The 24,344-nt window shown below is 46.2% G+C and carries 16 protein-coding genes; 8 read left to right on the forward strand and 8 right to left on the reverse strand.

Going from position 1 to position 24,344, the window contains the following annotated elements:
• Positions 1-130: 130 nt before the first annotated feature.
• Together BGK61_RS00495 and BGK61_RS00500 are read left to right on the forward strand one after the other, a co-directional pair.
• Positions 131-2,812, forward strand: coding sequence for a glycoside hydrolase family 16 protein (locus BGK61_RS00495; protein WP_039233652.1), 2,682 nt, complete (start codon positions 131-133; stop codon positions 2,810-2,812).
• Between the two features lie 66 nt (positions 2,813-2,878).
• A complete protein-coding gene (locus BGK61_RS00500; RefSeq protein WP_014999889.1) occupies positions 2,879-5,824 on the forward strand; it encodes a TonB-dependent receptor in 2,946 nt (981 codons plus the stop codon).
• An 89-nt stretch (positions 5,825-5,913) separates the two neighbouring features.
• Here the strand turns inward: BGK61_RS00500 and nhaC are convergent, their stop codons facing one another.
• Positions 5,914-7,401, reverse strand: coding sequence for a Na+/H+ antiporter NhaC (gene nhaC / locus BGK61_RS00505; RefSeq protein WP_076012796.1), 1,488 nt, complete (start codon positions 7,399-7,401; stop codon positions 5,914-5,916).
• Positions 7,402-7,775: 374 nt separating this feature from the next.
• Between nhaC and BGK61_RS00510 the strand changes: the two genes are divergently transcribed.
• From BGK61_RS00510 to BGK61_RS00520, 3 genes are read left to right on the forward strand one after another with little or no spacing between them, the layout of a single operon-like run.
• Positions 7,776-8,450, forward strand: coding sequence for a CsgG/HfaB family protein (locus BGK61_RS00510; RefSeq protein ID WP_014999891.1), 675 nt, complete (start codon positions 7,776-7,778; stop codon positions 8,448-8,450).
• Positions 8,451-8,452: 2 nt separating this feature from the next.
• Complete coding sequence (locus BGK61_RS00515; RefSeq protein ID WP_044556859.1) at positions 8,453-8,797, forward strand: DUF4810 domain-containing protein; 345 nt, start codon at positions 8,453-8,455, stop codon at positions 8,795-8,797.
• Between the two features lie 3 nt (positions 8,798-8,800).
• Positions 8,801-9,475 (forward strand): DUF799 domain-containing protein, encoded by a 675-nt coding sequence (locus BGK61_RS00520; protein WP_076012797.1) that lies wholly within the window; start codon positions 8,801-8,803, stop codon positions 9,473-9,475.
• Positions 9,476-9,557: 82 nt separating this feature from the next.
• Here BGK61_RS00520 and BGK61_RS00525 read toward each other — a convergent pair whose 3' ends face one another.
• Positions 9,558-12,110, reverse strand: coding sequence for a glycoside hydrolase family 3 protein (locus BGK61_RS00525; RefSeq protein WP_076025986.1), 2,553 nt, complete (start codon positions 12,108-12,110; stop codon positions 9,558-9,560).
• Between the two features lie 12 nt (positions 12,111-12,122).
• Positions 12,123-13,385: a sugar MFS transporter gene (locus BGK61_RS00530; RefSeq protein WP_076025987.1), complete on the reverse strand. Its 1,263-nt coding sequence runs from the start codon at positions 13,383-13,385 to the stop codon at positions 12,123-12,125.
• 205 nt (positions 13,386-13,590) lie between these two features.
• Between BGK61_RS00530 and BGK61_RS00535 the strand changes: the two genes are divergently transcribed.
• The 3 genes from BGK61_RS00535 to BGK61_RS00545 are packed head-to-tail and all read left to right on the forward strand — an operon-like array spanning position 13,591 to position 17,539.
• Entirely contained in the window at positions 13,591-14,949 is a 1,359-nt protein-coding gene (locus tag BGK61_RS00535) for a GH1 family beta-glucosidase (protein WP_076012794.1), read from the forward strand.
• A gap of 18 nt (positions 14,950-14,967) precedes the next feature.
• Positions 14,968-15,969, forward strand: coding sequence for a LacI family DNA-binding transcriptional regulator (locus tag BGK61_RS00540; RefSeq protein ID WP_076012793.1), 1,002 nt, complete (start codon positions 14,968-14,970; stop codon positions 15,967-15,969).
• A 1-nt stretch (position 15,970) separates the two neighbouring features.
• A complete protein-coding gene (locus BGK61_RS00545) occupies positions 15,971-17,539 on the forward strand; it encodes a sugar porter family MFS transporter (protein WP_076012792.1) in 1,569 nt (522 codons plus the stop codon).
• A gap of 19 nt (positions 17,540-17,558) precedes the next feature.
• Here BGK61_RS00545 and BGK61_RS00550 read toward each other — a convergent pair whose 3' ends face one another.
• The 5 genes from BGK61_RS00550 to BGK61_RS00570 all read right to left on the reverse strand — a co-directional run bounded on the left by BGK61_RS00550 (position 17,559) and on the right by BGK61_RS00570 (position 24,071).
• Positions 17,559-19,148, reverse strand: coding sequence for an ATP-binding cassette domain-containing protein (locus tag BGK61_RS00550; protein WP_076012791.1), 1,590 nt, complete (start codon positions 19,146-19,148; stop codon positions 17,559-17,561).
• Positions 19,138-21,003, reverse strand: coding sequence for an ATP-binding cassette domain-containing protein (locus tag BGK61_RS00555; protein ID WP_083648722.1), 1,866 nt, complete (start codon positions 21,001-21,003; stop codon positions 19,138-19,140). Before BGK61_RS00555 ends, BGK61_RS00550 begins: the two co-directional genes overlap by 11 nt.
• Positions 21,004-21,233: 230 nt before the next feature.
• The gene (cydX, locus tag BGK61_RS00560) at positions 21,234-21,347 is read right to left on the reverse strand and encodes a cytochrome bd-I oxidase subunit CydX (protein ID WP_014951149.1); all 114 of its coding nucleotides are present in this window, start codon (positions 21,345-21,347) and stop codon (positions 21,234-21,236) included.
• A 10-nt stretch (positions 21,348-21,357) separates the two neighbouring features.
• Positions 21,358-22,494 (reverse strand): cytochrome d ubiquinol oxidase subunit II, encoded by a 1,137-nt coding sequence (gene cydB, locus BGK61_RS00565; RefSeq protein ID WP_039233673.1) that lies wholly within the window; start codon positions 22,492-22,494, stop codon positions 21,358-21,360.
• Positions 22,491-24,071: a cytochrome ubiquinol oxidase subunit I gene (locus tag BGK61_RS00570; RefSeq protein WP_014999902.1), complete on the reverse strand. Its 1,581-nt coding sequence runs from the start codon at positions 24,069-24,071 to the stop codon at positions 22,491-22,493. The genes cydB and BGK61_RS00570 overlap by 4 nt, the downstream gene beginning before the upstream one ends.
• Positions 24,072-24,344 lie beyond the last annotated feature (273 nt).

Genomic DNA, 24,344 nt, shown 5'->3' on the forward strand with positions numbered 1-24,344 from the left:
TTAATGTAATGTAAGCGCTTTCAAACAGCCATTTTTATTTGACCTAAATTGTAAGCGCTTACAAAAAGCTTTTTACGTGGCATTTGCCACTACATAAAAACCCAATTTCTTTAGATCAGGGCTGAAAACAATGACGAAAAAAGCATCTCAACTTTCGCGGATAGCTGCCGCGATCTCAGTCGCAACCCTATTTGGCTGTGGAGGCGGGGCAACCACATCTACAGACATCGACGTTGTTGATCCAGCTACACCCGTTTCTGACTGGGAACTGGTATGGAGCGACGAATTCGATGGGAACAGTATTGACGATGACAACTGGACGCACGAAGTTAACTGTGACGGTGGCGGCAATAACGAAGCACAGTGTTATACCGACAGTGAAGATAACTCATTCGTTTCTGACGGTAGCTTAAAAATTGTTGCACTACCCGCGGAAGAGGGAGCGCAAAAGCCGTACACATCAGCCCGTCTCAATACCCGCTACAAAGCAGATTTTAAATACGGCCGTATTGAAATGCGTGCCAAGTTACCTTCAGGCCAAGGCAGTTGGCCAGCGTTTTGGATGATGCCTACTGACGAAGTATATGGCGGCTGGCCTCGTTCTGGCGAAATCGACATTATGGAAGCCGTTAATCTTAAGGCATCAGATGCCGACGGCAACCCTGAAAGCCATATCTACGGCACACTTCATTACGGTCAAGAATGGCCAAACAACGATAGTTCAGGTAAGGCTTATTCACTACCTAATGGTGCAAATCCGGCAGACGATTTCCACACTTACGCAGTTGAATGGCAAGAAGGCGAAATTCGCTGGTACATGGATGATTACCTCTATGCGACACAGCGTCGTTCACAAGTTCGCTATAACGCAAACGGCGATGCAACCGGGCTATCACACCGTGGTTGGTATGCAGAATACTACGAACAAGGCACGGGCGAATTAACCACGCATTGGGATAATGCGCCTTTTGACCAAGAGTTTTATCTTATTCTTAACTTTGCTGTAGGTGGCGACTGGCCAGCTAATGTAAACGAAACAGGTATTGACGCTGATGCATTTGCAGAAGGTCAGACTTACGAGATTGATTATGTTCGTGTCTACGAATGTGCTTCAAACCCTGACACAGGTAAAGGCTGCGAAACTGTTCGTCCAGGTTACAACTCGCTAGATGATGCGTTAGTGGAAGGTGCAGCACCTATTCCAGCTCCACCGTCTACTGGTGTTGCACAAAACCTTACCATTTTTGACGGAACGCCTAATCCAAACTGGCCAGCGTGGGATTGCTGCGGAGGTTCAACGCCAGCGCTTGTAGAAGATGCTGAGCAAGGTCAAGTTTACGAATTTGCTATAAATGAAGCACCAACCGTAATGGGCTTTATTAGTCGAGCTCAATTTATCACAGACCCAGAAGGCGAAGCTGCACCGTTTGATGCTTCTCCTATGGAAGAAACGGGCAGTGTTAAGTTCGATTTGAAAGTAACCTCACTACCTGCGAATGCAACTACCAATTGGTTGTTCAAAATTGAAAGCTCTGAAGGATCGACTGCCGCTGAACTTCCATTAATGGATGGCTACGTTGGGCCAGCTGATACCGCAGGAGCCACTCCTGAACAAGGTGTATGGGAGTCTTATGAATTTCCGCTTAGCACGCTTGCAGCAGCAGGTTTAGACACAAGCGCTATTGATGTCATCATGGTTTTCCCTGCGTGGGATACCGGTAATGGTGCGGTTTATCGCATGGCTAATGTTGAAATTTCTCAGGAAGGCGGCGTTACCTATCCAGAACTAGTCATCTTCGAAGAAGGACAAAACCCTAACTGGCCAATGTGGGACTGCTGTGGTGGCTCTACCCCTACTGAAGAAATGGACGACGAAGAGCATGGTCTAACTGCTGAATTCCGCATTGGAGCGGATCCAACGGTAATGGGCTTTATAACACGTCCGGAATCTGGCGGCGGTGACACACCATTTGATGCTACTGCACTTACCGATGGCGGCCTGTTGCAATTTGATATGCGCGTAGTAAGTGCGCCTAATAACGCCGATGCGTCTTGGTTATTCAAAATCGAATCTAATGGTGCCGCTACCGCTGTTGAACTGCCACTTTCTGAAAGTGTTGAAGGTCAAGCGCCTGTAGAAGGCGAATGGCAAACTTACACATTCCCTATTTCTGACCTCCAAGCACGCGGCTTAGACGTGAGTGCCATTGACGTAATCATGGTATTCCCAGCCTGGGGCACAGGTGAAGGTGCGGTTTATCGTTTAGACAATGTGAAGTTCTACCACCCTGATAGCGGCGCTGAAGCACCTGCAGGCGGCATTACGCTTTTTGCAGACACAGCAGCGGACCAATGGCGTATTTGGGATTGCTGTGGCGGTTCAACACCAACAGAAGAAGTGGATGATACTGAGCATGGTACGGTTGCCGAGTTCCGCATTGGCGCGACACCAACTGTTATGGGGATTATCGCTGACGACGGTCACTCATATGATGCATCTGCTCTGCTAACCAATGGTGCAGTGCGCTTTGAGATGAAAGTAAGCTCAATGCCAAATGATTCGACAGCACCTTGGCTATTCAAAATAGAGTCAATAGGCGCATCAACCGCTGTTGAGTTACCTATTTCGGCAAGTCTAGAAGGGGCCGATCCCGTTCAAGGCGAATGGCAAACCTACACTTTTCCATTACAAACACTATTTGATGCTGGCTTAGATATCAGCGCCATTAACGTCATCATGATGTTCCCTGCATGGGGTCAAGGTGAAGGCGCGGTGTATCGCATAGATAATGTAGAAATAGCTGCACAGTAACAAAGCAAATGCCGCTTTATCTTTTAAAGCGGCAGTTACCAATTGATAAGAATTAGTAGGGCAATTATGAAAAACACACCATTTAAAAAGACCCAGCTTGCCACATCAATGGCTTTGTTGATGGGCTCTACCCTAGCTTTTCCCTCTTACGCGCAAGAATCAGAAGCCGTTACTCCGGCAGAAGATGAAGTTGAAGTTATTCAAGTAAGCGGTATTCGCGGCAGTATGATCCGCTCCATGGACTTGAAACGCAGTTCCAATGGCGTTGTAGATGCCATTTCTGCCGAGGAGTTAGGTAAATTTCCAGACACTAACTTGGCGGAAGCACTTCAGCGTATTACCGGTGTAACTATCAGCCGAAATAACGGTGAAGGTAGTCAGATTACGGTGCGTGGTTTTGGACCAGAATTTAACTTGGTTACACTAAACGGACGTCAAATGCCGGGCACCGGATTCACTCGCTCATTCGACCTAGCGAATTTGTCTTCTGAAGGTGTAAGTACGCTTGAACTACAAAAAACTGCACGCGCAGAAAACCCTAGTGGTGGTCTAGGCGCGACAGTAAATATTATTACTATGAAGCCTCTGTCTCAGCCGGGACAAAATGCCACAATCTCGGTGAAAGGCATTCATGACACCTCTGTTGAGGAAGGCGATGACCTCACGCCTGAAATTGCAGGTGTATATAGCAATACTTTTGCGGATGAAATGTTCGGTTTCGGTGTTTCGTTCTCGCACCAAGAGCGTGATTTCCAACAGCAGTCTGCAAATATCCAAGGGTGGCAGCTTCAAGAAAATGCAGCTCTGCCTGATCTTGACCCTGCGAATGTGGTAGACAACCGCACGAACATTACCGACGTAGCTTTCTTCCCGAAAGATATGAACTACGGCATCAATGATGTTCAGCGTGAGCGCCAGAACGGACAAGTCACACTGCAATTCCGCCCGGTTGATGCTTTTACAGCGACAGTAGACTATACCGCTTCGCGCGCCACAACTGGCACAAATTCCGTGGGTTGGGGAATATGGAACAACTTCGGCGCTAACATTAATGCGTATGAATTAGATGAGAATGGTACGGCGGTATACGCTGACATTAGCGGTGATGATGGTTCATTTACTGCTAGTAGAAATACCACTCGTGTTGATGCCCGCTCGCTAGGTGTTAACTTTGACTGGATGATTAACGACGACTGGCACGTCAGCCTTGATTACCACGACTCGTACAACGAAATAGACAACGGCTACGACAAAGGCTTAGGTAGCTCTGGCCAAATCATCTTAGGCTCAAACCAACTTGATTCAAAGGTTTATGATTTCCGCGAAGGTGAGATTCCGCAGGTTTATGTGAACTGGAATAATGGCACCAATGAAATTCTGCCTAGTGAAATTGACTCAAACTTCAGTCAGTTCATTTACTCGCCTGGTCGTTCTGATATCGAGCAGCTTCAACTAGACGGCACTTGGTACAACTCAGCGTTCGAGATTCCACTTGTAAAAATCGATTTTGGTTACGCTCGCACAGAGCAAGCGCTATCCGGCTTTAGTGCGTGGAGTGGACTACGCGGTGGCCCAGGGTTTAGCCCATCGTTTACCGAAATTTTCCCTGACAGTATGTTTGTTCGCCATGATACCTCTGGCTTCTTAGACGCTTTTGATGGCGGTGGCGCAAGCATGAATCCAGGCTATTACTACACCTATGATTTTGATGAAGCGATTGCCCGACAGCTTGCCTTTATCACAGGCGATGTGGTCGGCGAAAGTAACGCCTACTCTATCGACCCTTATTTTAGTGGCGCACCTTCTGTAAGTAACGTAGAAGAGATTACCGACTCGATTTATGTTCAATCAGAGTGGGACTTCGAAGTAGGTGATTACTTCGTTCAAATTAACGCAGGTGTGCGCTATGAAGAAACAGAAGTACCAAGCTCTGCGGAAGTGCGCGTTCCGGTGCAGGTAAATTGGGTAGCCGCTTCTGAGTGGATCACACAATTTGAAGATGAGCTACAAGTACAAGATTTTACCGGCGAATATGATGTTCTTCTGCCTATGTTCGATGTGAAAGTGGATCTCACGGACGACATTGTTGCGCGTTTCTCATGGGGTAAGTCAATTACCCGAGCTCCTATTGGCTTGCTACAAGGTGGCCTAGCATTTAGTGGCAGCCCTAAAATTGGTGCAAGAACCGCATCGGCGGGTAACACAAGCTTGTTACCGTTCGAGTCAACTAACTTAGACCTTTCATTTGAGTGGTACTACGACGAGTCGAGCATGCTTGCCGTTGGCTTATTCAGAAAGTCGGTAGAAAACTATATTACGACCACAGGTCAAGACCAGCAGTTTGAAGGTTTACGCGACATCTACCAAGGACCACGCTGGAACGAAGCAGTGACTGCATTAACGGCAGCCGGTGAGCAGGCAACCGATAGTGCTATTTATAACTACTTCATTGATAACGGTTATGCTGACGAAAACGGTGTGGTAACCCCTAATGCGGACGACCCGTTAATCACGTGGCGCACCACACAGCCTGGTAACTCTAGCGATTCAAAAACCGTTGAAGGTATTGAGTTAGCTATTCAGCATACGTTTGGCGACACTGGCTTTGGCTTCGGCGCGAACGCGACGTTGGTTGACGGCGACGTTGAATACGACCCTTACAACCTGAACGAGCAAGACCCGCTTGTAGGCATCAGCGACTCTGCTAACTTCCAGGTGTTTTATGAGAAAGAAGGCCTATCTGTAAAAGTCACCTATGCATGGCGCTCAGACTACGTTGTTGGAATTGGTCAAGCACAAGGGTCATCAGATAACCCAGCTACTCAGTTCGACACTTTCGGTCAAATTGATGCCAGCATCAACTACGACGTTAACGAACACCTAACCGTGTTCTTAGAAGGCGTGAACATCAACGATGAAACAGAACGTGGCTATGGTCGCTTCGAAGAGCAATTCTTATTTGCTCGTCAATACGGACCACGCTATACGCTGGGCGCTAGATATACTTTCTAAGTTCAGCAAGCAATATTATTAAGGGCCTTTCCAGGCCCTTTTTTTTACATATCGCCTAGGCGCCAAGCTACCTAGCAAGTCGATTACCATTAATCAGTAACTGGCGTTCCATCCTTGTTAAATTTCGCAATATCAGCGCCTGAAGACTTCCATTCTTCCTGCTCCGCTTTGGTAGCTTTTGGCGAGAACCAGCCAAGATAGGCGTACAATATGCCTATCAATGGAGCAGTCCAACATGCAAATGCAAAGGGGATATACAGTAAGTTTTCCAGGCTTGCGCCCGATATTCCAAGACCAAGTGCAGATATCACAAACGCACCACCAGCATTCCAGGGAATAAGTGGTGACATTAAGGTGCCGCCCTCTTCAATTCCACGAGACAGATTAAGTGTGGAATAACCCATACCACGGTAAACGGGTGAATACATTCTTCCCGGTAAGGCAACTGATAAATATGGGTCGCCAGCTACTAAGTTAGTGGCAAAGGCCGTTCCTACCGCTGCAACCTGAGTACCAGCGAAGGTTTTCGCTTTGCTTTTAATAGCGTTAATAATGCTTCTTAGGCAGCCCGTCGTTTCTAGCGCACCGCCAAAACCAAGCGCAATGAGTACCAACGAAATGGTCCACATCATAGACTGAACACCACCACGGTTAAGCAAACTATCTATTTCAACGATATTAGTTTGAATTGAATAGCCGTTATTTGCATAGTCGAAGACGGCTTGTAGGCTTTGTCCCTGCATAAACATGGCGAACACGCCTCCAACTACAGCCCCAGCGAATAGTGCAGGTAGGGGCGGAATTTTCTTTAACGCCAGCCCCATAACAACAAGCGCTGGCAATAATGCCCAGCCGGAAATGGTAAAGTTGTCTTCTAATGCTGCAGTAATACCTGCAATTTTTGCAAACGAAACACTCTGAGCGTCAATGACGAAAAAGCCAACGCCAAGATAAATTAAAAATGCGATAACCATGGCTGGAATTGTGGTGGCCATCATATTTTTGATATGTGAAAACACATCCGTGCCGGTAACAGCTGGGGCAAGGTTAGTGGTATCAGACAGGGGCGACACTTTATCGCCGAAAAATGCGCCGGAAACTACTGCGCCCGCCGTCCAATACATAGGAATATCAAATCCTTCGCCGATACCCATCAAGGCAAGACCAACGGTACCTACACTTCCCCAACTTGTGCCTAGTGAAACGGATACCACTGCACAGATAACCATTCCTGCCGCAAGAAATATCTGAGGAGACAGGGTTTTCAAGCCGTAGTAAATAATAGTCGGGACTGTCCCGCTTGCTATCCATATACCGATAATCATTCCTACGACAATAAGTACGCTTACCGACGGCAAGGCGACATGGATAACTTTAAAGATTCCAGCCCGCACTTCTTCCCATGTAAGGCCAAGATAGGTACCTACAAAGCTTGTCAACGCAATGCCAATGGCTAGAGGTATATGAGGCTCAAACACACCAAAGTAAAATATCTGGGTGCCAAGGATTAAAAGCGTTAATACAACAGGTGTTAACGCAAGTAAGAGACTTGGTGTAGCACGCTGTTCATCTGTCATTTTACTACCCTGTAATTCAATGAGTGATAAGAATGAATGCACAGTCGACAAACACCTAAACCAGCTTTCATTCAAACACTGATTATTGTTAATGTTACAGATTGGCTACGGGATGAATTGCATAATAGATCGATAAATAGCAGGTTAAGAGACAGTTGGTACCGTTCTCATCTATCGAGAACAAATGAAATTTCATTTAATCATGAGCATACGATCACCTTTGTTGGCTCCTCGCATTGTGGTTTTTCAGCATTGGACTTGAACGTGAAAGCTTTTTGTAATTTAGCTCCAACGATACGTGTTTGTGATATAGAATCTCTATTGAGGAACACACGCCTCACTATTTCACAAAGGATAAAGGGATTAATGTGAATATGATTAATAATAAAACGTTTATATCAGCGGTATCACTTCTAGCCATCATCGGCGTCACATCAGGATGTGCAACAACATCTTCTCAAGTAGTTGAAACACCGAAAGTAAATAGCTATAACACTCAGTATACAGGCGAAAAGAAAAAACTCGTTGTCGGCCAGTTCGTAAATCGCTCTAGCTTCCAAAACGGCATTTTCTCAAATGGCCAAGACCGTCTGGGTAGCCAAGCGAAGACCACGTTGATGAGCCACTTACAACAAACCAATCGTTTCAGCGTTTTAGATAGAGATAATATGAATCTCTTAGCTGAAGAAGCTCAGCGTACTGGTACAGAACAAAAAATTTCTGGCGCAAAGTTTGTTATCACAGGTGACGTTACTGAGTTCGGTCGTAAAGCAATTGGTGATAAGCAGCTTTTCGGTATTCTCGGTAAAGGTAAATCGCAAATTGCTTATGCCAAAGTAACGTTAAACGTGGTCGATGTTACCACGTCAGAAGTGGTTTATTCTGTCGCAGGCGCAGGTGAATACAGTCTTTCAGAAAGAGAGGTTATCGGCTTTGGCAGCACAGCAAGCTACGATGCCACGTTAAATGGAAAGGTTCTTGATTTAGCCATCCGCGAATCGGTTAACAATTTAGTTAACGGTATCGAATCAGGGGCATGGAAAATTTAAGAATGAAAAAGTTAATAATACTTACAGCCCTAACATTAGGAATTGTAGGGTGTAAAACTACCGAGCCGCTTTACTATTACGGTGAATATAATAAAGCCGTTTACAGTTACCTGAAAGGCGAAGAAACGACCGTCGAAGAACAAATTATGGTTCTAGAAGAGACTATTGAACTCGCTGCGGCAAACGGAAAAAATATTGCACCTGGTGTACATGCACATCTTGGAATGCTGTATTTCGAAAGTGGAAATATTCTGCAAGGCGAAGCGCATTTCGAAACAGAAAAGCAATTATTTCCAGAATCAAAGCAATACATCGATTTCCTTCTTAATTCAGCTAAAGGAGCGTAATTGATGTTTGCTAGAATCCTTAGTGCACTTGTTTTAATTACCTCTTTGTCTGCATGCGTAAGCATGCCGCCTGCTCACGACTACACAGCATTTAAAGCTGCCAATCCTGCGTCGGTTATTATTTTACCTCCGTTGAATAATACCCCTGAAGTGATTGCGCCATATAGTGTTATGACACAGCTTGCTACCCCAATTGCCGAATCAGGTTTTTATGTATTTCCTGTCGCTATGGTTAATCAAACCTTTAACAATAATGGTTTGACGCAAGCCGCCGATATTCAAGCAGTTCCGACGACTAAGCTAAAAGAGATATTCGGTGCAGACACGGCACTTTACGTCACTATCGATGACTACGGCACAAGCTATGTGGTTATTTCAAGTGAAACACGAGTAACAGTAACAGCATCTCTCGTAGATCTTGAGACTGGAAACATGCTTTGGACCGGAGCGGCTACCGCATCGAGTGCAGAACAGCAAAACGCCAACAGCGGCGGTTTAGTGGGTATGCTAGTACAAGCAGCGGTAAATCAAATTTTTGAAACCGTCACAGATAGAGGTTTTGATATTGCAGCTATAACCTCTGCGCGACTTCTTTCTGCTGAAAGCTATAACGGCCTGTTATATGGCCCTCGCTCTCCGAAGTACGGGCAACCTGTACCTAGCGAAAAGCAAAAATAAGAGCGTTTATCGTTGGTTAATACCGCCATGATTAGGTAATCATGGCGGTATTTTTTCACTCAACTCGTCACTTGTCTGTAACTCAGTTTTGGCAATTTATACTCGCCGATTTGCCAGCCTCGGGCGTAAACTGAATATCTGCCACACTCAAGCTAGCCTTCCCTGAACTTCCCAGCTCAAACGGCACCACAAGACCGGTAAAGTCGATACCTTCATTTACAAAGCACTGTAGGTCAATACTTACGTTTGTCCATGTGTCAGCTGGCATTGCCTTTAGCTGCTCGCTAATATCAATTTGAGTTGAGCAGCTGCCCGCTGCGTCTCCCTCGCCTTCACAGTTCATGCCTACCGTTACAGGTGCATTTATGTCTGAGTGACGACTAACGTTAAAGCTTAAGGCACCATGCGTAAGTAGTTGCGCACTTAAATCTTCACGGAAAAAGCTCTTGCTTGCAAAACGCATAGCGGCGAACTCAGTGCCATCGAAGGTTATTTTACGCGCATCTTCCTGCACTTCTTTATCAACTGTACGATAAGTAATTGCTCCAACAGTATGCGTGCTTGCGTTCACTGCCAGAGAATCATCACCAGAGTAAAGCCATAAAACCCAAGGTGCCTCAACCGAGCCCTTCAGAATTTCCATCGGCTTGTTACTGTCCGTACTCACCTTAATTTCAGTATTTAGCGTATCGCTTAGAACGTTGTCATCGCTGTACGTTAAGCCGAAGCCATAAGGCAGCAAAGGTTCATAGGTTTCATCCCCTTTGTTAACGATTTGCTGGGGTTCTGATGGCCAAGAGAAAGACAGCTTGCCTTTAAAGTCCTGCTCACCAAACAGCACGTCTGCCACCGCTGCACCTTCAGAGCCAGGAAGCCAAGCTGCAACAAATGCATCAGATGCATTTAGCTCTGCATTAACCCACATCGGACGGCCGCTGATAAATACCGACACCACGGGAATGCCCTGAGATTTCAATTTTTCGAGCAACGCTAGATCTGTCTTGCTACCGTGTTGATAAATTAAGGTTTCTCTATCGCCATGACCTTCTGCATAAGGCTCTTCACCGAACACCACAATGGCTACATCAGGTTTAGTTTCAAAGCTACCGTCAACCGATAGCTGTACGTTACCACCAGCATTGTCTACATGTGCTTTAATACCGTCATAAATAGAGCTGCCGCCAGGGAAATCATCGTTGGTATTATTTGTGCCTTGCCACGTAATACTCCAACCACCTGATTGCTTGCCGATGTTATCCGCACCATCGCCCGCTACCAGTATGCGTTTGCTTGCAGAAATCGGGAGAGTTTTATTCTTATTTTTCAGCAGCACCAGAGACTCGCGCACCGCTTGCGCCGCCACTTCTCTATGCTCTGCCTTACCGATAAGCGAACGGTCACCAGATAACGGGCGGTTTGCCGGGCTTGGCTTTTCGAAAAGCCCAGCGCGTACTTTGACTCGAAGAATTCGGCGTACCGCATCGTCAATACGCGACATAGGGATGGTGCCGTCGTTTACTTGAGCAAGAGTGTTGTCATACAGCACCTTCCAATCGTTGGGCACCATGAAGATATCCAAGCCTGCGTTAATGGCCTGCGCACAATCTTCGTTGTTGCAACCTTTAACTTGCCCATGACCGTTCCAGTCACCAACAACAAACCCGTCAAAGCCCATTTGCTCTTTAAGTACGTCGGTTAGTAAGTATTTATGACCGTGAAGCTTCTCGCCATTCCAGCTATTGAACGACGCCATAACAGACTGTGCGCCCGCCGTTAGTCCGCCCACATAGCCTTGGGCGTGAATATCAAATAACTCTTGTTCGCTGGCAACATTGTCACCTTGGTCATCACCGCCAACCGTACCGCCGTCACCTACAAAGTGCTTTACTGTGCTAATTACACGCTGATCGCTTAAGAAGTCTTTGTCCGCTGCGCCTTGAAGACCTTTAACCACTGAAGCAGCATACTCTCTAACAATGGCTGGGTCTTCAGAATAGCTCTCGTAGGTTCTGCCCCATCGGTCATCGCGAACCACAGCAACGGTAGGCGCAAATACCCAATCGATACCTGTCGCCATGACCTCTTTAGCTGTAATGTGCGCAATCTTCTCTACCAGTTCAGGGTTATTCGCCGCGCCTAATCCAATGTTGTGAGGAAACAAGGTTGCGCCTATAACATTGTTGTGACCATGAACAGCGTCTGTCCCCCACATTGTAGGAATTGTCGAGCCGTCCAAACTGTCGTCAATGGAAGCTTGATAGAGCTTTTCTGCAAGCGCTACCCAGTCTTCTGGTGTGGCGTGCTTGTCGTTATTAGGGAATGCACCACCGCCATTAAGATAAGAACCAAATCCGTATTTGCGCATATCTTCTACCGTGATATTGCGAATTTCAGGCTGGATCATCTGCGCAATTTTTTGCTCGACAGTCATGGTAGACAGAATTTCTTCAACCTTGGTTTCGACAGCAGGATTTGATTTAACTTCAATATCAAGCTTAGGCCACACAGCGCTCGCTTTGCTTGGCGTCGGCTCAACGCTTTCAACTGAAGCAGCATCTTTTTCAGCAGAACATGCACTAACTAAAACGCCAACCAATGCACCGGTAACAACTTTCGCGATTATACTTTTTCGCATTTTTAATCCTCGTTACTTTTCAGTGGTATTAATTTGAGATACGCGACTTCCTACAAGGCCATAGTAGGCAATGTAAAGGTAGCAAGAAGCGGGTAGTAAAAATGACAGCGTAACGCCGATAGTGTCTGCCAGCATTCCCTGTAGAAGTGGAATAATGGCGCCGCCAACTATGGCTAAACAAAGAATGCCAGAACCTTGTGGGGTGTCTTTTCCTAGCTGGTGAAGTGCAAGGCTAAAAATGGTGGGGAACATGATTGAGTTAAACAAACCTACTCCCAAAATACTCCATAGCGCTATATCACCTGTGCTTGAAAGTGATAGCAAAATAAGCGCAATAGCCATACAAGCGTTAAACGCCAGTACATAACCGCCCGAGATTTTTTGCATAACAACAGCACCGATAAAGCGCCCTACCATCGCGCCTCCCCAGTAGTAGGCAAGTAGCTTGGCCGCCCCTGCCTCGCTTAATCCGCCAACCGCCGGACTCGCTAGATAGTTCACCAGCATACTGCCAATAGCTACTTCCGCGCCGACATACATAAAAATGCCAACCGCGCCTAAAACAAGGTGCTTGTGGTGCCATGCTCCGCCTTTAAACACTCCAGTGCTTGCGCTGGTGTGATTTAACTTCGGCAGCTTTAAATACATAAAAATAAGAGCCAGAAGAAGCAGTGATGCAGCAAGAATTAGGTAAGGCACTTGAACGTCTGATGCGCTTGGCGTACCGCCCCCGTGCTCGCCCGTTGCGCCGTAAATAAGATAAGAGCCGAAAAAGGGAGCCACAGTTGTACCAAAAGCGTTAAATGCTTGGGTCATAGTTAGCCGTGACGAGGCAGTTTTAGGGTCACCAAGCGCCGTTACATAAGGGTTGGCAGAGACCTGAAGTACAGTGATTCCAGACGCTAAGACAAAAAGAGCTAACAGAAAGATACCGTATATTTGACTTGAGGCAGCAGGGAAGAACAACAAGCACCCCGCGCAGGCTATGGCGAGCCCAAGTACAATCCCTTTTTGGTAGCCAATGCGCGAGACCACCATGCCTGCAGGCAGTGAAACAATGAAATAGGCACTAAAAAAGCAAAACTGAATCAGCATTGCTTGAGTGAAGCTAAGGTTAAATGCACCTTTTAAGTAAGGAATAAGGATGTCATTCAAACAGGTAATAAAACCCCACATGAAGAACAGCGTGGTGAGTGAGATAAGCGCAAAACGGTATCCACCGTTTGCCTCTGCCTCTTGGGCGCTTGAAATATTAGGCTGCACTGGTGTGTCCACGAATAACCTCTGTTGCTATTTTTCTATTTAATGATAAATTTACATTTGAAAGCGCTTACATCTAGCTACAAGCAATTTTGTAAGCGCTTACATTGAAGAGATAATTACACGAAGCGTAATCGAATTCAATGTAAATATGATGTTATTTGCTCTGTCTAACGCAGGGTTAATATGAAGAAATTGTTATAGTCAGGACATTTCCACGATGCAAGAAATTAACCTTCCATCCAACTCAATGATGTTGTCGAAAGACTTTTTGTTTGGTGTGGCTACATCGAGCTTCCAAATAGAGGGAGACCGTAAGGGTAGATTGGATTGTATCTGGGACACGTTCTGTGAAAAGAAAGGGGCGATTACTGACGCCACTAATGGCGATATTGCATGTAATCACGTTGATTTGTGGAAACAAGATGTAGAGCTAATTGACTCCCTTGGTGTAGACGCTTACCGCCTATCCATTTCGTGGCCGCGAGTAATGAAACAAGACGGTAGCGTAAACGAAGTTGGCATGCGCTTTTACGTAAACTTAGTCAATGAAGTTATCAAGCGCGGCATGAAAGTGTTCGTGACGCTTTATCACTGGGATTTACCGCAACATCTTGAAGATAACGGTGGCTGGCTTAATCGCAATACAGCCTATGAATTCGAAAAATATGCTGAAGCCGTAGCAAACGCGTTGGGCGAAAAAGTCCACTCCTACGCTACATTAAATGAGCCATTTTGTTCAGCCTATTTGGGTTATGAGGCAGGCATTCATGCACCTGGAAAGACAGGCATGGCAAATGGTCGAAAGGCAGCGCACCATTTATTACTTGCCCACGGTTTAGCGTTGAAGGTGCTTAACCGAGTTTGTCCAAATAGCCAAAACGGTATCGTACTTAACTTTAGTAATTGCCATACAAGAAGTGATTCACAGGAAGACATTCACGCCGCCAAGCTGGCCGATGACTACCACAATCAATGGTATCTAAAGCCTATTATAGAAGGTAAGTACCCAAACATTATCGATAAGCTTGATGCCGACGCAAAACCTGACATATTGGACGGTGATATGGCTCTTATTTGCCAACCAATCGATTACTTAGGCATTAATTACTACACCCGCACTGTGTATCAAAGCGATGGCAACGGTTGGTTTGAAATTGTACCACCAGCCACAACCGAATTAACCGCAATGGGCTGGGAAATTACCCCAGATGCCTTTACCGAACTGCTTGTTGATTTACACCAGCGCTACGATTTACCGCCTATTTATATTACTGAAAACGGAGCCGCAATGGATGATGAGCTCGTAGACGGTGAAGTGTTAGACGACGGGCGTACCGCCTACTTTCACACACATTTAAATGCGGTAAATGAGGCAATAGAAAAAGGCGTAGATATACGCGGATATTTTGCCTGGAGCCTAATGGATAACTTTGAATGGGCACTGGGCTATTCAAAGCGTTTCGGCATAGTTTATGTTGACTACGAAACCCAAAAACGTACGCTAAAACAAAGTGCTTTGGCTTATTCAGAACTGGTTAAGAGCCGGATAAATGGGTACATTAGCGGTATCAAATAAGGACAAGTACCAAACCGTATGGCAACAATTTACCAAGTATCAGAGGCTGCTGGTGTTTCGTTAGCTACCGTTTCTCGCGTTATGAATGGCAACGCGAAGGTAAGTGAACGCACCCGCAAAAAAGTAGAGGATGCTATGGCGTCGTTGGGATATCAGCCCAATGCCATTGCTCAATCTCTTGCGTCAAACCGCACTAACAGCGTAGGTCTGCTCGTATCAGAACTTCACGGCTCTTACTTTGGCGACCTGATGAGTACGGTAGAACATGTGCTAAAACAAAATGGTAAGCACGTTATTATTACCGCCGGTCACGTGGATGAAAAACGCGAACACGAAGCCATTGAATTTTTAAAAAGCCGCCGTTGCGATGCGTTAATTCTGCACGCTGAAGCGGTATCTGATGAGTACTTAAAAACATTAGTAGACAGTAAAATCCCCGTTGTTGTCATAAACCGTAAAGTGGAAGAACTCGACGAAAACTGCTTTGTTGTGGACAACGAAAGAGGCGGTTACATGGCAACGAAAGCTGCTATTGATGCAGGCCACAAAAAGATTGCGTACATTAGCGGCCCGCTATTTAAAAAGGATGCGAGCGATCGTCTGGAAGGTCACAAAAGAGCGCTACAAGAAGCAGGGCTAACTTTTGATGAAACGAGCGTCTTTGAAGGCGATTTCCACGAGTCATCAGGCCAAGAAGGTATGCAGCATCTTCAAAAGGTATTCCCTCATTTTACAGCTTTGGTATGTGCTAACGACGAAATGGCGTCTGGCGCAATGACCGCTGCACGAGAATCGGGTTTTGATATCCCTTCACAGCTATCCATAATCGGTTTCGATAATGTGCTGTTTTCGCGCTACCTTTATCCAAAACTCACTACCATTAATAACCCTATTCACGCTATGGGCGAAATGGCTGCTTATTGGGTGCTACAACATGTTTATGACATAAAAAGCCCCATTCCTATTGAGCACCTATTTGAACCCGAAGTAATAAATAGGGACACATTAGGCAAATTATAAAATGAATAAAGCCCTGTCTCCGTCGCTGTATTACACTCTCATTGTCTCTCTTGGAGGGTTCATTTTTGGCTTTGATGCCAGTGTGATAGCAGGAGCCAATGGCTTTATCGATGCTGAATTTAACTTAAGCGACTGGCAGCAAGGCTTCGTCGTAAGCTCTCCGACACTAGGTGCGCTTATAGCCATGCTATTTGCAGGCGGCGTTAGCGACGCTATTGGCAGACGCAAAGCACTCATTCTTGTCGCTTTCCTTTACCTGCTTTCTTCTGTCGGCTCTGCCTTAGCCCCTAACTTCGAACTATTAGTGCTCTCTCGCTTTATTGGCGGCATTGCCTTTTGTTCGCTGATCATTGCCCCGCTGTATATCTCGGAAATAAGCGCCCCTGAAAACCGAGGCAAAATGGTGTCGGTGAACCAGCTAAACATTGTATTTGGCTTCGCCCTATCCTATTTCACCAACTATTACCTGTTGCAGCTGAGTAACAGCGGTGCAGGTTGGGTTGCTGAATGGGGTATAGATACGCATTTGTGGCGCTACATGCTGGGCTTGGAGGTTATCCCCGCAGCACTATGGTTTGGTTTACTGTTTACTATTCCACGTAGCCCTAGGTGGCTGGTATTGAAAGGCCAAAACAAAGAGGCGGAGCAGGTAATAAATCGCTTGTTCGACAGAGCCCAAGCCAGCGCTCTTGTTGAAGATATAGCGTCTTCACTTAAAGAAAAGTCGTGGCCTTTTCGCGAGCGGCTCGGCTTTCTAAAAGCCAAAGCCATGCGATTTCCGTTAATGGTGGGCATTATCATTGCCATTGCACAGCAAATTACAGGCATTAACGTTATCTTTTTTTACGCGCCCACTATTTTTGAACAAAGCGGTGTAGGTACCAATGCGGCATTTATGCAGGCTGTATGGATTGGCTTGGTTAACGTGGCATTTACTGTGGTTGCTATGCTAACTATTGATAGATGGGGTAGAAAACCGCTGCTACTTATTGGCTTAACTGGCGTAGTGATCAGCATGTCTATTTGTACCTATGGCTTTAAACAAGCAACGTACCAAGTGCAGCAAACCGCCATAAGCGAAATACAGCTAGACGCGCCGAGTGTGGCAATAAAGCTAACATCATTAACCAACGATACTTATTATTCAGACGTCGAGTTTAAGCGCGCGCTTAAAACCGCACTTACCAGCGAAGAATACGATACTTACCAGCAACCATTGCTTACAAGCAGTATTAACATGAATGCGCCTCTAGTTTTGTTTGGCATTATTGCGTTCGTTGCTTCGTTTGCGATGTCCCTTGGCCCTGTGATGTGGGCAATGCTTGCTGAAATTTTTCCGAATCAAACTCGCGCTTTGGCTATTTCATTAGTGGGCATGGTGAATTCACTCACCAGCTTTCTTGTTCAGGTCATCTTTCCTTGGGAGTTGGCTAACTTGGGAGCCGCGGCCACGTTTGCAATCTACGGCGGGTTTGCCTTAGTCAGCCTGATATTAGTTGCTAAGTTCTTCCCAGAAACAAAAGGAAGAACGTTGGAAGAAATCACGGAAGAATTTGAGCAATGTGCATAATTTAAAACTGCACTGATGTTCAAGTGACCATGTTAAAGCGCTGACCTTTACTCAGGCTACCAACACTCCCTTCATCTAGTGATAGTATTGATGACACATTCAACGCGCTTGGCGTAACGTGAGAAGCAACAAGGATGAGGTGGTTGGCAGCGTAGCGATTTAATACCTCACACACTTTATGTTGAGTAGTTACATCCAAGCCCTCGAAGGGTTCATCAACAAGCAACACATTGGCGTGAGATAGAATAGCGCGCGCTAACGCAAGCCGTTTACGCTCCCCACCAGAAAGCGCCCTTCCCGCCTTGCCAACCCAAATCGACAGTGGCATCAGTGCCTCTAGCCCTAATTGAGCCAACAGATTACTCATGTCATCAAGGGGAATACCCACTCCGGCAGGGTCTAAATTTGAAGAGACACTGCCAGAAAGTACTATTGGCTCTTGTTCCACATAGCGCCAGTTTGTAATTAAGCCATCGGGTATACGCATGCCATCCACCTCTTTAATGCCTGTAGATGGCAGCACTCCAGCAATTGACTGAAGCAAGGATGACTTACCACAGCCTGAGGGCCCAGATACAGATACGATCCCTGAGGCTGGAAATGTTGCGCTCACCAAGGGTAGACGCCTGTTTTTAGTTGCAAAATCAAACAATGTAAGTGAATGCTGCAGTTCGGTATTTTCGATTACCTGAATGGGTGTGGTTTTGAGCTTTTTAAGGGCCTTCACGCTTTGTTTGTGCTGTGCAAACTTGGAGATACTGTGAAACGCCGCGCCAGCCCAATCAGGGGCAGCCAGAAGTATCATAGGTACTACAATAGCGATGGGCATATACGACATCTCAGATGGCGAGCTTAATACGCCCGACATGACTAATACAACGGTAGAAAATGCAGCCCCCTGAAACCACCAATTCGCGCGTTGCGCTTTGTCTTTCTGCGCAGTTTGTTGTTGCCAAACACTATGAGCACTCGGAGCGCTGTTGATCACATGCCTTCCCTCTTCCTTTGGCATGTTGTTCATTGCTTTATTTAAGTGCCATATAGCGCTGCAATTAAGAAAGTCGGCCGATTGCTGGCGAAATGCCTTATTTTCTTTCGTTACTCGTTTGGCAATATTTAGTGCACCTAAGCCTTGTACCACCACTGCCACTAACCAAATAGCAAAAAGCGTAATTAAAAATGAGGTACCGGGAAGGTCAAACCATACTGCAACAACGCAAAGATTTGTGAATATAAATGTAATGTTAGAAAGCGGAGCTATCCATGCAATCCAACGGCTGGCAAGCTCTTCGGTGTGCTGTGCTAACGCTTCTGTGGTGAAGGCTTTGTCGGTAATTTTACTGTTTTCAAGTTGCCTAAAAACACGTAGTCGCACCCCTGCGATACGCGCAAGTAAATCGTTGTGCCCCACCCACATACTGGCATACCCAGATGCTATGCGAAGTAGCGCTAGCGCGCGAATGACCACCGCCGGAATAACGTAGTTAAAACCTACAGGTGCAATAGCACTGATAGCGATGAACCACGAAGAAATAACGAGAATGGTTATTCCTGCCGCACCGTGTAGAAGAGCAAGCAGTAGCGTGAGATAAGCCGGTTTACTTTTCATCAAGGCTACGCTCCTTTTGATTGGCATTCGTCTTGAAACTTGTTTCTACAACGCTACTACAACCTTGTTGGTGCCCTTCATGTTTTGCGCCCAGCTTGCTTTTAAGTCCTGCCTTTGACTTTAAGAGAACGTCTTGTTCAGGCGTGCTTCGCGATACCGTCCAAAAGCGGTTAAACCAGTTTGCAGGGAGGGCTTTGTGAGAAGCCCAAATCAGTGTTTTATCTTTGCCCAATCGTTCAATTAGCTGTGCCAATCTTGTGTGCTGAGCATCAGGTAAATGGGCCGTGGGTTCATCAAGCAACCATATATTGTCTTTGCGCAACAGCGCTCTCGCAAGCGACAGCCTTTGCGCTTCTCCACCTGAAAGCAGCGGATAATCCGTCATTACCGTATCAAGCCCCAAAGGCAATAACGACAGCCACAAGTCAAGTTCTACTGCTTCTAGCGCTTTCATAAGCGCGTCGTCTGTATAGGTGTCGTTTAAGCACAAATTTTCACGCACGGTACCTGGCGTGATCACGGGGTGCTGGGTTATCCAAATTACCGGTTCACTGAATGTATGTGTGCTAGGTCTTTGACCACCTAGGGCTTCTAATAACAGTGTTTTACCCGAACCTGAGCGCCCGCTAATAAGTATTTTGTCGCCCTTTGATACTTCTAGAGATTCAGCGTGCAAATGCACAGACGGCTCATCAACATCCGTTGTAGCGCAAGAGCTTTGCGAGTGAGTTTGCCCGGCGTTAATGTCATAGACCTTAAGATTGTTAGCCGTTAGCAATACACCGTGTTCTGAAAAATGATAGTGGGATGTGGCAATGTTAACCGCGTTCACTGCACTACCATCAAGATTTTGCGTGAAGCACGAGAATAACGGCGCGAGTTCAGTTGTGGCTGCTTCTGCTTGCGCCTTCTGATGGTATACCTGCCCTAACTTTTTCATTTCACTTAGCAGCAAAGGTACGGTCAGCAATATCCATAAGCCTTGCTGGAGCGTTATTTCCGGCCCAATACTCAATTCTCCTAACAGTGAAAAACCAATAAATACTGCCGTAAGTGCAACCGCGAGTGTTGCGAAGAAGTCGAGCACGCTGTTGGACAAAAAGGCTACGCTCACTACTTTCATAGTACGCGCATTCAAGTTTTCACTGGCATCTTTTAGCAGGGCAGTTTGCTTTTGATGCGCCTGATAGCTAGTCAGCATAGGCAATGCAGCTAACCTATCAGTAAATAAACTTCCCAAACGTTCAAGGGCGATAAAGTGCTTTCGATGAAGAGCTGCCGCCCCTTTACCCACAATAATCATAAAAAGTGGCACTACTGGCAATGTAAGCAGTAGGCCAATCCCTATAACGGGGTTCACATAAAAGATAACGGCTAAAGCAAATAATGGGACAACAACTGCAATCAATTGCTGCACTCGATATTCAAGTGCCCAGTCGGCAAAAGCCTGTAAGTGCTGTAGCCACAACGTTTGCCAATAGTAAACCGAGTGCTGTCGAATAAGCGCATGTTGACGCTCAATGAATACGTGTTGTAGATGCTGTTCGAGCTTGTTTAACACCTGCATTCTTGCACTACTAGATAAGGCATTGAATGCGCCTTGTAGCAGCCAGCTAAGCCCCAGAGAAACGGCAAGTCCTGTGACATCACTCGCTGTTGCAGGAGTCTGGTTTACTACCCAGTCATGAGCAATATGTGAAAAATAATAGAACCCAATAATCAAAGAAAAAAGCGACAAACACTTAACCATTACTTGGGCCGTAAGAGAGGTACGCAAGCCAAGCGACTGCGCCTTATCTATCTTATTGGACCACGTGTTGAGCGTTTGCCGGTTGGGAACTTTTTCTTTGATCACTGTGGTTTTGACTCATCTTTTTCGTTACTTAGTAACGAGAGCAAATCTCGCATTTCTTTTTCATTCTTTCGAAGTGGTGGTGGGCTGGCTGCAAGAACGCTCTAACACCTGCCAACTGAACTGATGACTCGGTGTTCACCCGTTTTCAAACCTTCAGCAGCAGGGACGCTGCTGAAGAGCCCCCAAGGACGGGCTCACGGCATGTTCTGGCGGCCAGCCTACCTCCGCTTCTACTCTTGGTCTTCGGGTCTATCCATATTTTCCGTCGACTCCAACCACATGGCGTTGATAATGCCAAAAGAGCACGCCAGTAAAACTCCTAAAATCCAAGCGAAATACCACATAGCGTTCTCCTTAATATATGGTGTGAGACTGGTCAAGGTCTTCATTTTTAATACGTCCGCGCATTACGTAAAAGCTATAAGCCGTGTAGCTGAGTACAATAGGCACAAAGATACAGGCAACGATAAACATTACGTTGAGCGTCATATGGCTAGACGTAGCGTCCCAAACCGTTAAGCTCGCCTCTGGCATAGTGATGCTTGGCATTAGAAATGGGAACATTGAAAAGCCTGCCGTTAAAATAACGCCTGCTATAAATAGCGCACTCGATACAAACGCCATACCTGCATTACCCTTCTTAGAGAAAAGCGCACAGGCCAAACCCGCAATAATGCCCAGCACAGGTGCTGCAATCATAAAGGGGTATTTGCTGTAGTTGCTCATCCAAGCCCCAGCTTCAATGGCAACCTCTTTCTTAAGTGGATTTGACGTAGCAATGGTGTCAATTGCCGAGGTAATCACGAAGCCATCTAATCCAAATGCTACCCACAGGCCTGCAAGTACAAATAGCGTTACACCAGTCAGGCTTAACACAACCGATACTGCACGTGCGCGAACTTCAATGAAGCCATCGGTTTTCATTTGTAGCCAGGTTGCACCGTGGTTCAGCAACATAGCCACAGAAAGCAATCCTGCCACCAGCGCAAACGGTGTTAAAAGGCCAAAAAACGAGCCTGTGTAGGTTGATTTAAGCGTGCTATCCATTTCAAACGGTACGCCCAACAGCAGGTTACCAAACGCCACACCAAAGATAAGGGCTGGGATAATACCGCCAGCAAATAACGCCCAATCCCACGCTTTACGCCACTGCGGGTTAGGTAATTTACTGCGGTAATCAAAGCCTATCGGGCGCATCCAAAGGGCAATTAAGGTAAGGGCCAATGCTAGGTAAAACCCAGAAAACGCGGTGGCGTAAATCATCGGCCACGCAGCGAAAATAGCGCCACCTGCGGTGATAAACCAAACTTGGTTGCCATCCCAATGCGGTCCTACCGTGTTTATCATTACACGACGCTCTTTGTCATTTTTACCAATAAGCGTGAGCAGAGCTCCAACGCCCAAATCGAAGCCATCAGTAACCGCGAAGCCAATTAGCAGAACGCCAACCAAGCACCACCAAATGACTCTTAGTAGTTCATAATCAATCATGCTTTTGCTCCTTGCTCATCAAGGTCAATAAGATCAAATTCAGTGTCAGGCTGTTTATCTGCAGGGGGAACCGGCCCTTTTTTGGCAAACTTCTTCATTAAGTAAAAACCAATAATGAACATGCCGGTGTAGAAGGCGCTGTACGCCACAAGGGTTATCACCACATCGCTTACCGCGAGGTTTGAAACAGACGTATGCACCGGAAGTACTTCTGCAATTGACCATGGTTGGCGGCCATATTCAGCGACGAACCAGCCAGCCTCACAAGCAATCCAAGGAAGCGGCAAGCCATAGAGCGCGCTTTTTAATAGCCAGCGTGGCTTAGTAATTTTGTGCTTAGTGCTGTAGTAAAAGGCACACACAAATAGCGCAAGCATGATAAAGCCAGCCGCAACCATCAAACGGAAACTCCAAAACAAAGGAGCAACTGGCGGAATGCTGTAATCTACAGCCTGTTGGAGTGCGGTATCAGAAGGATTTGAAACGTTCTCAGTAAAAGGCTCTAGCAGCATGGCATAGCCTAAACTATCTTTATTTGCATCGAATGCAGCACGCTGTTCAGCTGTCGCGGTGCCATTTCTTACATCATCAAGTACTTCATAAGCTTTAATTCCGCTTAAAATACGCTCGCGGTTATCTTCTTTGAGATCCTTAATGCCTTTCACTTCTTCAGTTAACGAGCGGGTAGCAATTATGCCCATCGCCCATGGAATCTGAAGGGCGTACTCGGTTTCCTGCTTCTCGTCGTTTGGAATACCAAACACGGTAAACGGCGCAGGTGCAGGATGGGTTTCGTACTCAGCTTCAACCGCTGCCAGCTTCACTTTTTGTACATCACCAAGTTCGTAACCACTTTCATCACCCAGCACAATCACTGAAAGCGTTGAGGCCAAGCCAAAGCTAGCAGCTATGGCGAACGAACGGCGCGCAAAGGCGATGTGCTTGTGATTAAGTAAGTAATAGCTTGAAATTGCCAACACAAACATTGCGCCGGTAACGTAGCCTGCTGACACTGTGTGAACAAATTTGACCTGTGCTACGGGGTTAAAAATAACCTCAGCAAAGCTGGTCATTTCCATACGCATGGCTTCAAAATTAAATTCAGCACCTACCGGGTATTGCATCCAGCCGTTGGCAATCAGGATCCACAGTGCAGAGAAGTTTGAACCAATGGCCACCAGCCAAGTCGCCATAAGATGCTTCACCTTTGACATTTTGTCCCAGCCAAAGAAGAACAACCCCACAAAGGTAGATTCCAGGAAAAAGGCCATTAGGCCTTCGATGGCAAGTGGCGCGCCGAAGATATCGCCTACGTAGTGAGAATAATACGACCAGTTCATTCCAAACTGGAATTCCATGGTTAAGCCTGTGGCTACACCAATGGCAAAGTTAATTCCAAACAGCTTTCCCCAGAACTGGGTCATCTGCTTATAAATTTCTTTACCCGTCATTACGTATACCGATTCCATAATGGCAAGTAAGAAACTAAGCCCCAAAGTTAAGGGTACAAATATAAAGTGGAACATTGCAGTTAATGCAAATTGCCACCGCGATAGTTCTATTAACGTATCGCTCATGGGTTATCTCCCTTGTATTTCGTGTGCGCGTTAAACGCTTAGCAGAAAAAGTGGTTTAAAATTCAGTGATGAACACATGAATATGCCGCATGGCAAGAGCACGGTTTATGCCATACATCTGTGATTTGGCTGCTTAAGCCCAATTACCGATGAATGGCGGTATTTTCGTACTGTGCGGATAAATTATTCCACGACCGGGAGTTTGGCTTATTGATCCAACGCAACAATTAATGGTGAACAGTGCGCCATATTTGTCACTAAAATGACAAATAT

The organism is Alteromonas abrolhosensis (genome assembly GCF_001953635.1).
Taxonomy (GTDB): Bacteria; Pseudomonadota; Gammaproteobacteria; order Enterobacterales; family Alteromonadaceae; genus Alteromonas; species Alteromonas abrolhosensis.

Bases quoted from the DNA above. Each gene is read 5' to 3' on its own strand.
- BGK61_RS00495 (WP_039233652.1), top strand. From the start codon at position 131: ATGACGAAAAAAGCATCTCAACTTTCGCGGATAGCTGCCGCGATCTCA.
- BGK61_RS00500 (WP_014999889.1), top strand. From the start codon at position 2,879: ATGAAAAACACACCATTTAAAAAGACCCAGCTTGCCACATCAATGGCT.
- nhaC (WP_076012796.1), bottom strand. From the start codon at position 7,401: ATGACAGATGAACAGCGTGCTACACCAAGTCTCTTACTTGCGTTAACA.
- BGK61_RS00510 (WP_014999891.1), top strand. From the start codon at position 7,776: ATGATTAATAATAAAACGTTTATATCAGCGGTATCACTTCTAGCCATC.
- BGK61_RS00515 (WP_044556859.1), top strand. From the start codon at position 8,453: ATGAAAAAGTTAATAATACTTACAGCCCTAACATTAGGAATTGTAGGG.
- BGK61_RS00520 (WP_076012797.1), top strand. From the start codon at position 8,801: ATGTTTGCTAGAATCCTTAGTGCACTTGTTTTAATTACCTCTTTGTCT.
- BGK61_RS00525 (WP_076025986.1), bottom strand. From the start codon at position 12,110: ATGCGAAAAAGTATAATCGCGAAAGTTGTTACCGGTGCATTGGTTGGC.
- BGK61_RS00535 (WP_076012794.1), top strand. From the start codon at position 13,591: ATGCAAGAAATTAACCTTCCATCCAACTCAATGATGTTGTCGAAAGAC.
- BGK61_RS00540 (WP_076012793.1), top strand. From the start codon at position 14,968: ATGGCAACAATTTACCAAGTATCAGAGGCTGCTGGTGTTTCGTTAGCT.
- BGK61_RS00545 (WP_076012792.1), top strand. From the start codon at position 15,971: ATGAATAAAGCCCTGTCTCCGTCGCTGTATTACACTCTCATTGTCTCT.
- BGK61_RS00550 (WP_076012791.1), bottom strand. From the start codon at position 19,148: ATGAAAAGTAAACCGGCTTATCTCACGCTACTGCTTGCTCTTCTACAC.
- cydX (WP_014951149.1), bottom strand. From the start codon at position 21,347: ATGTGGTATTTCGCTTGGATTTTAGGAGTTTTACTGGCGTGCTCTTTT.
- cydB (WP_039233673.1), bottom strand. From the start codon at position 22,494: ATGATTGATTATGAACTACTAAGAGTCATTTGGTGGTGCTTGGTTGGC.
- BGK61_RS00570 (WP_014999902.1), bottom strand. From the start codon at position 24,071: ATGAGCGATACGTTAATAGAACTATCGCGGTGGCAATTTGCATTAACT.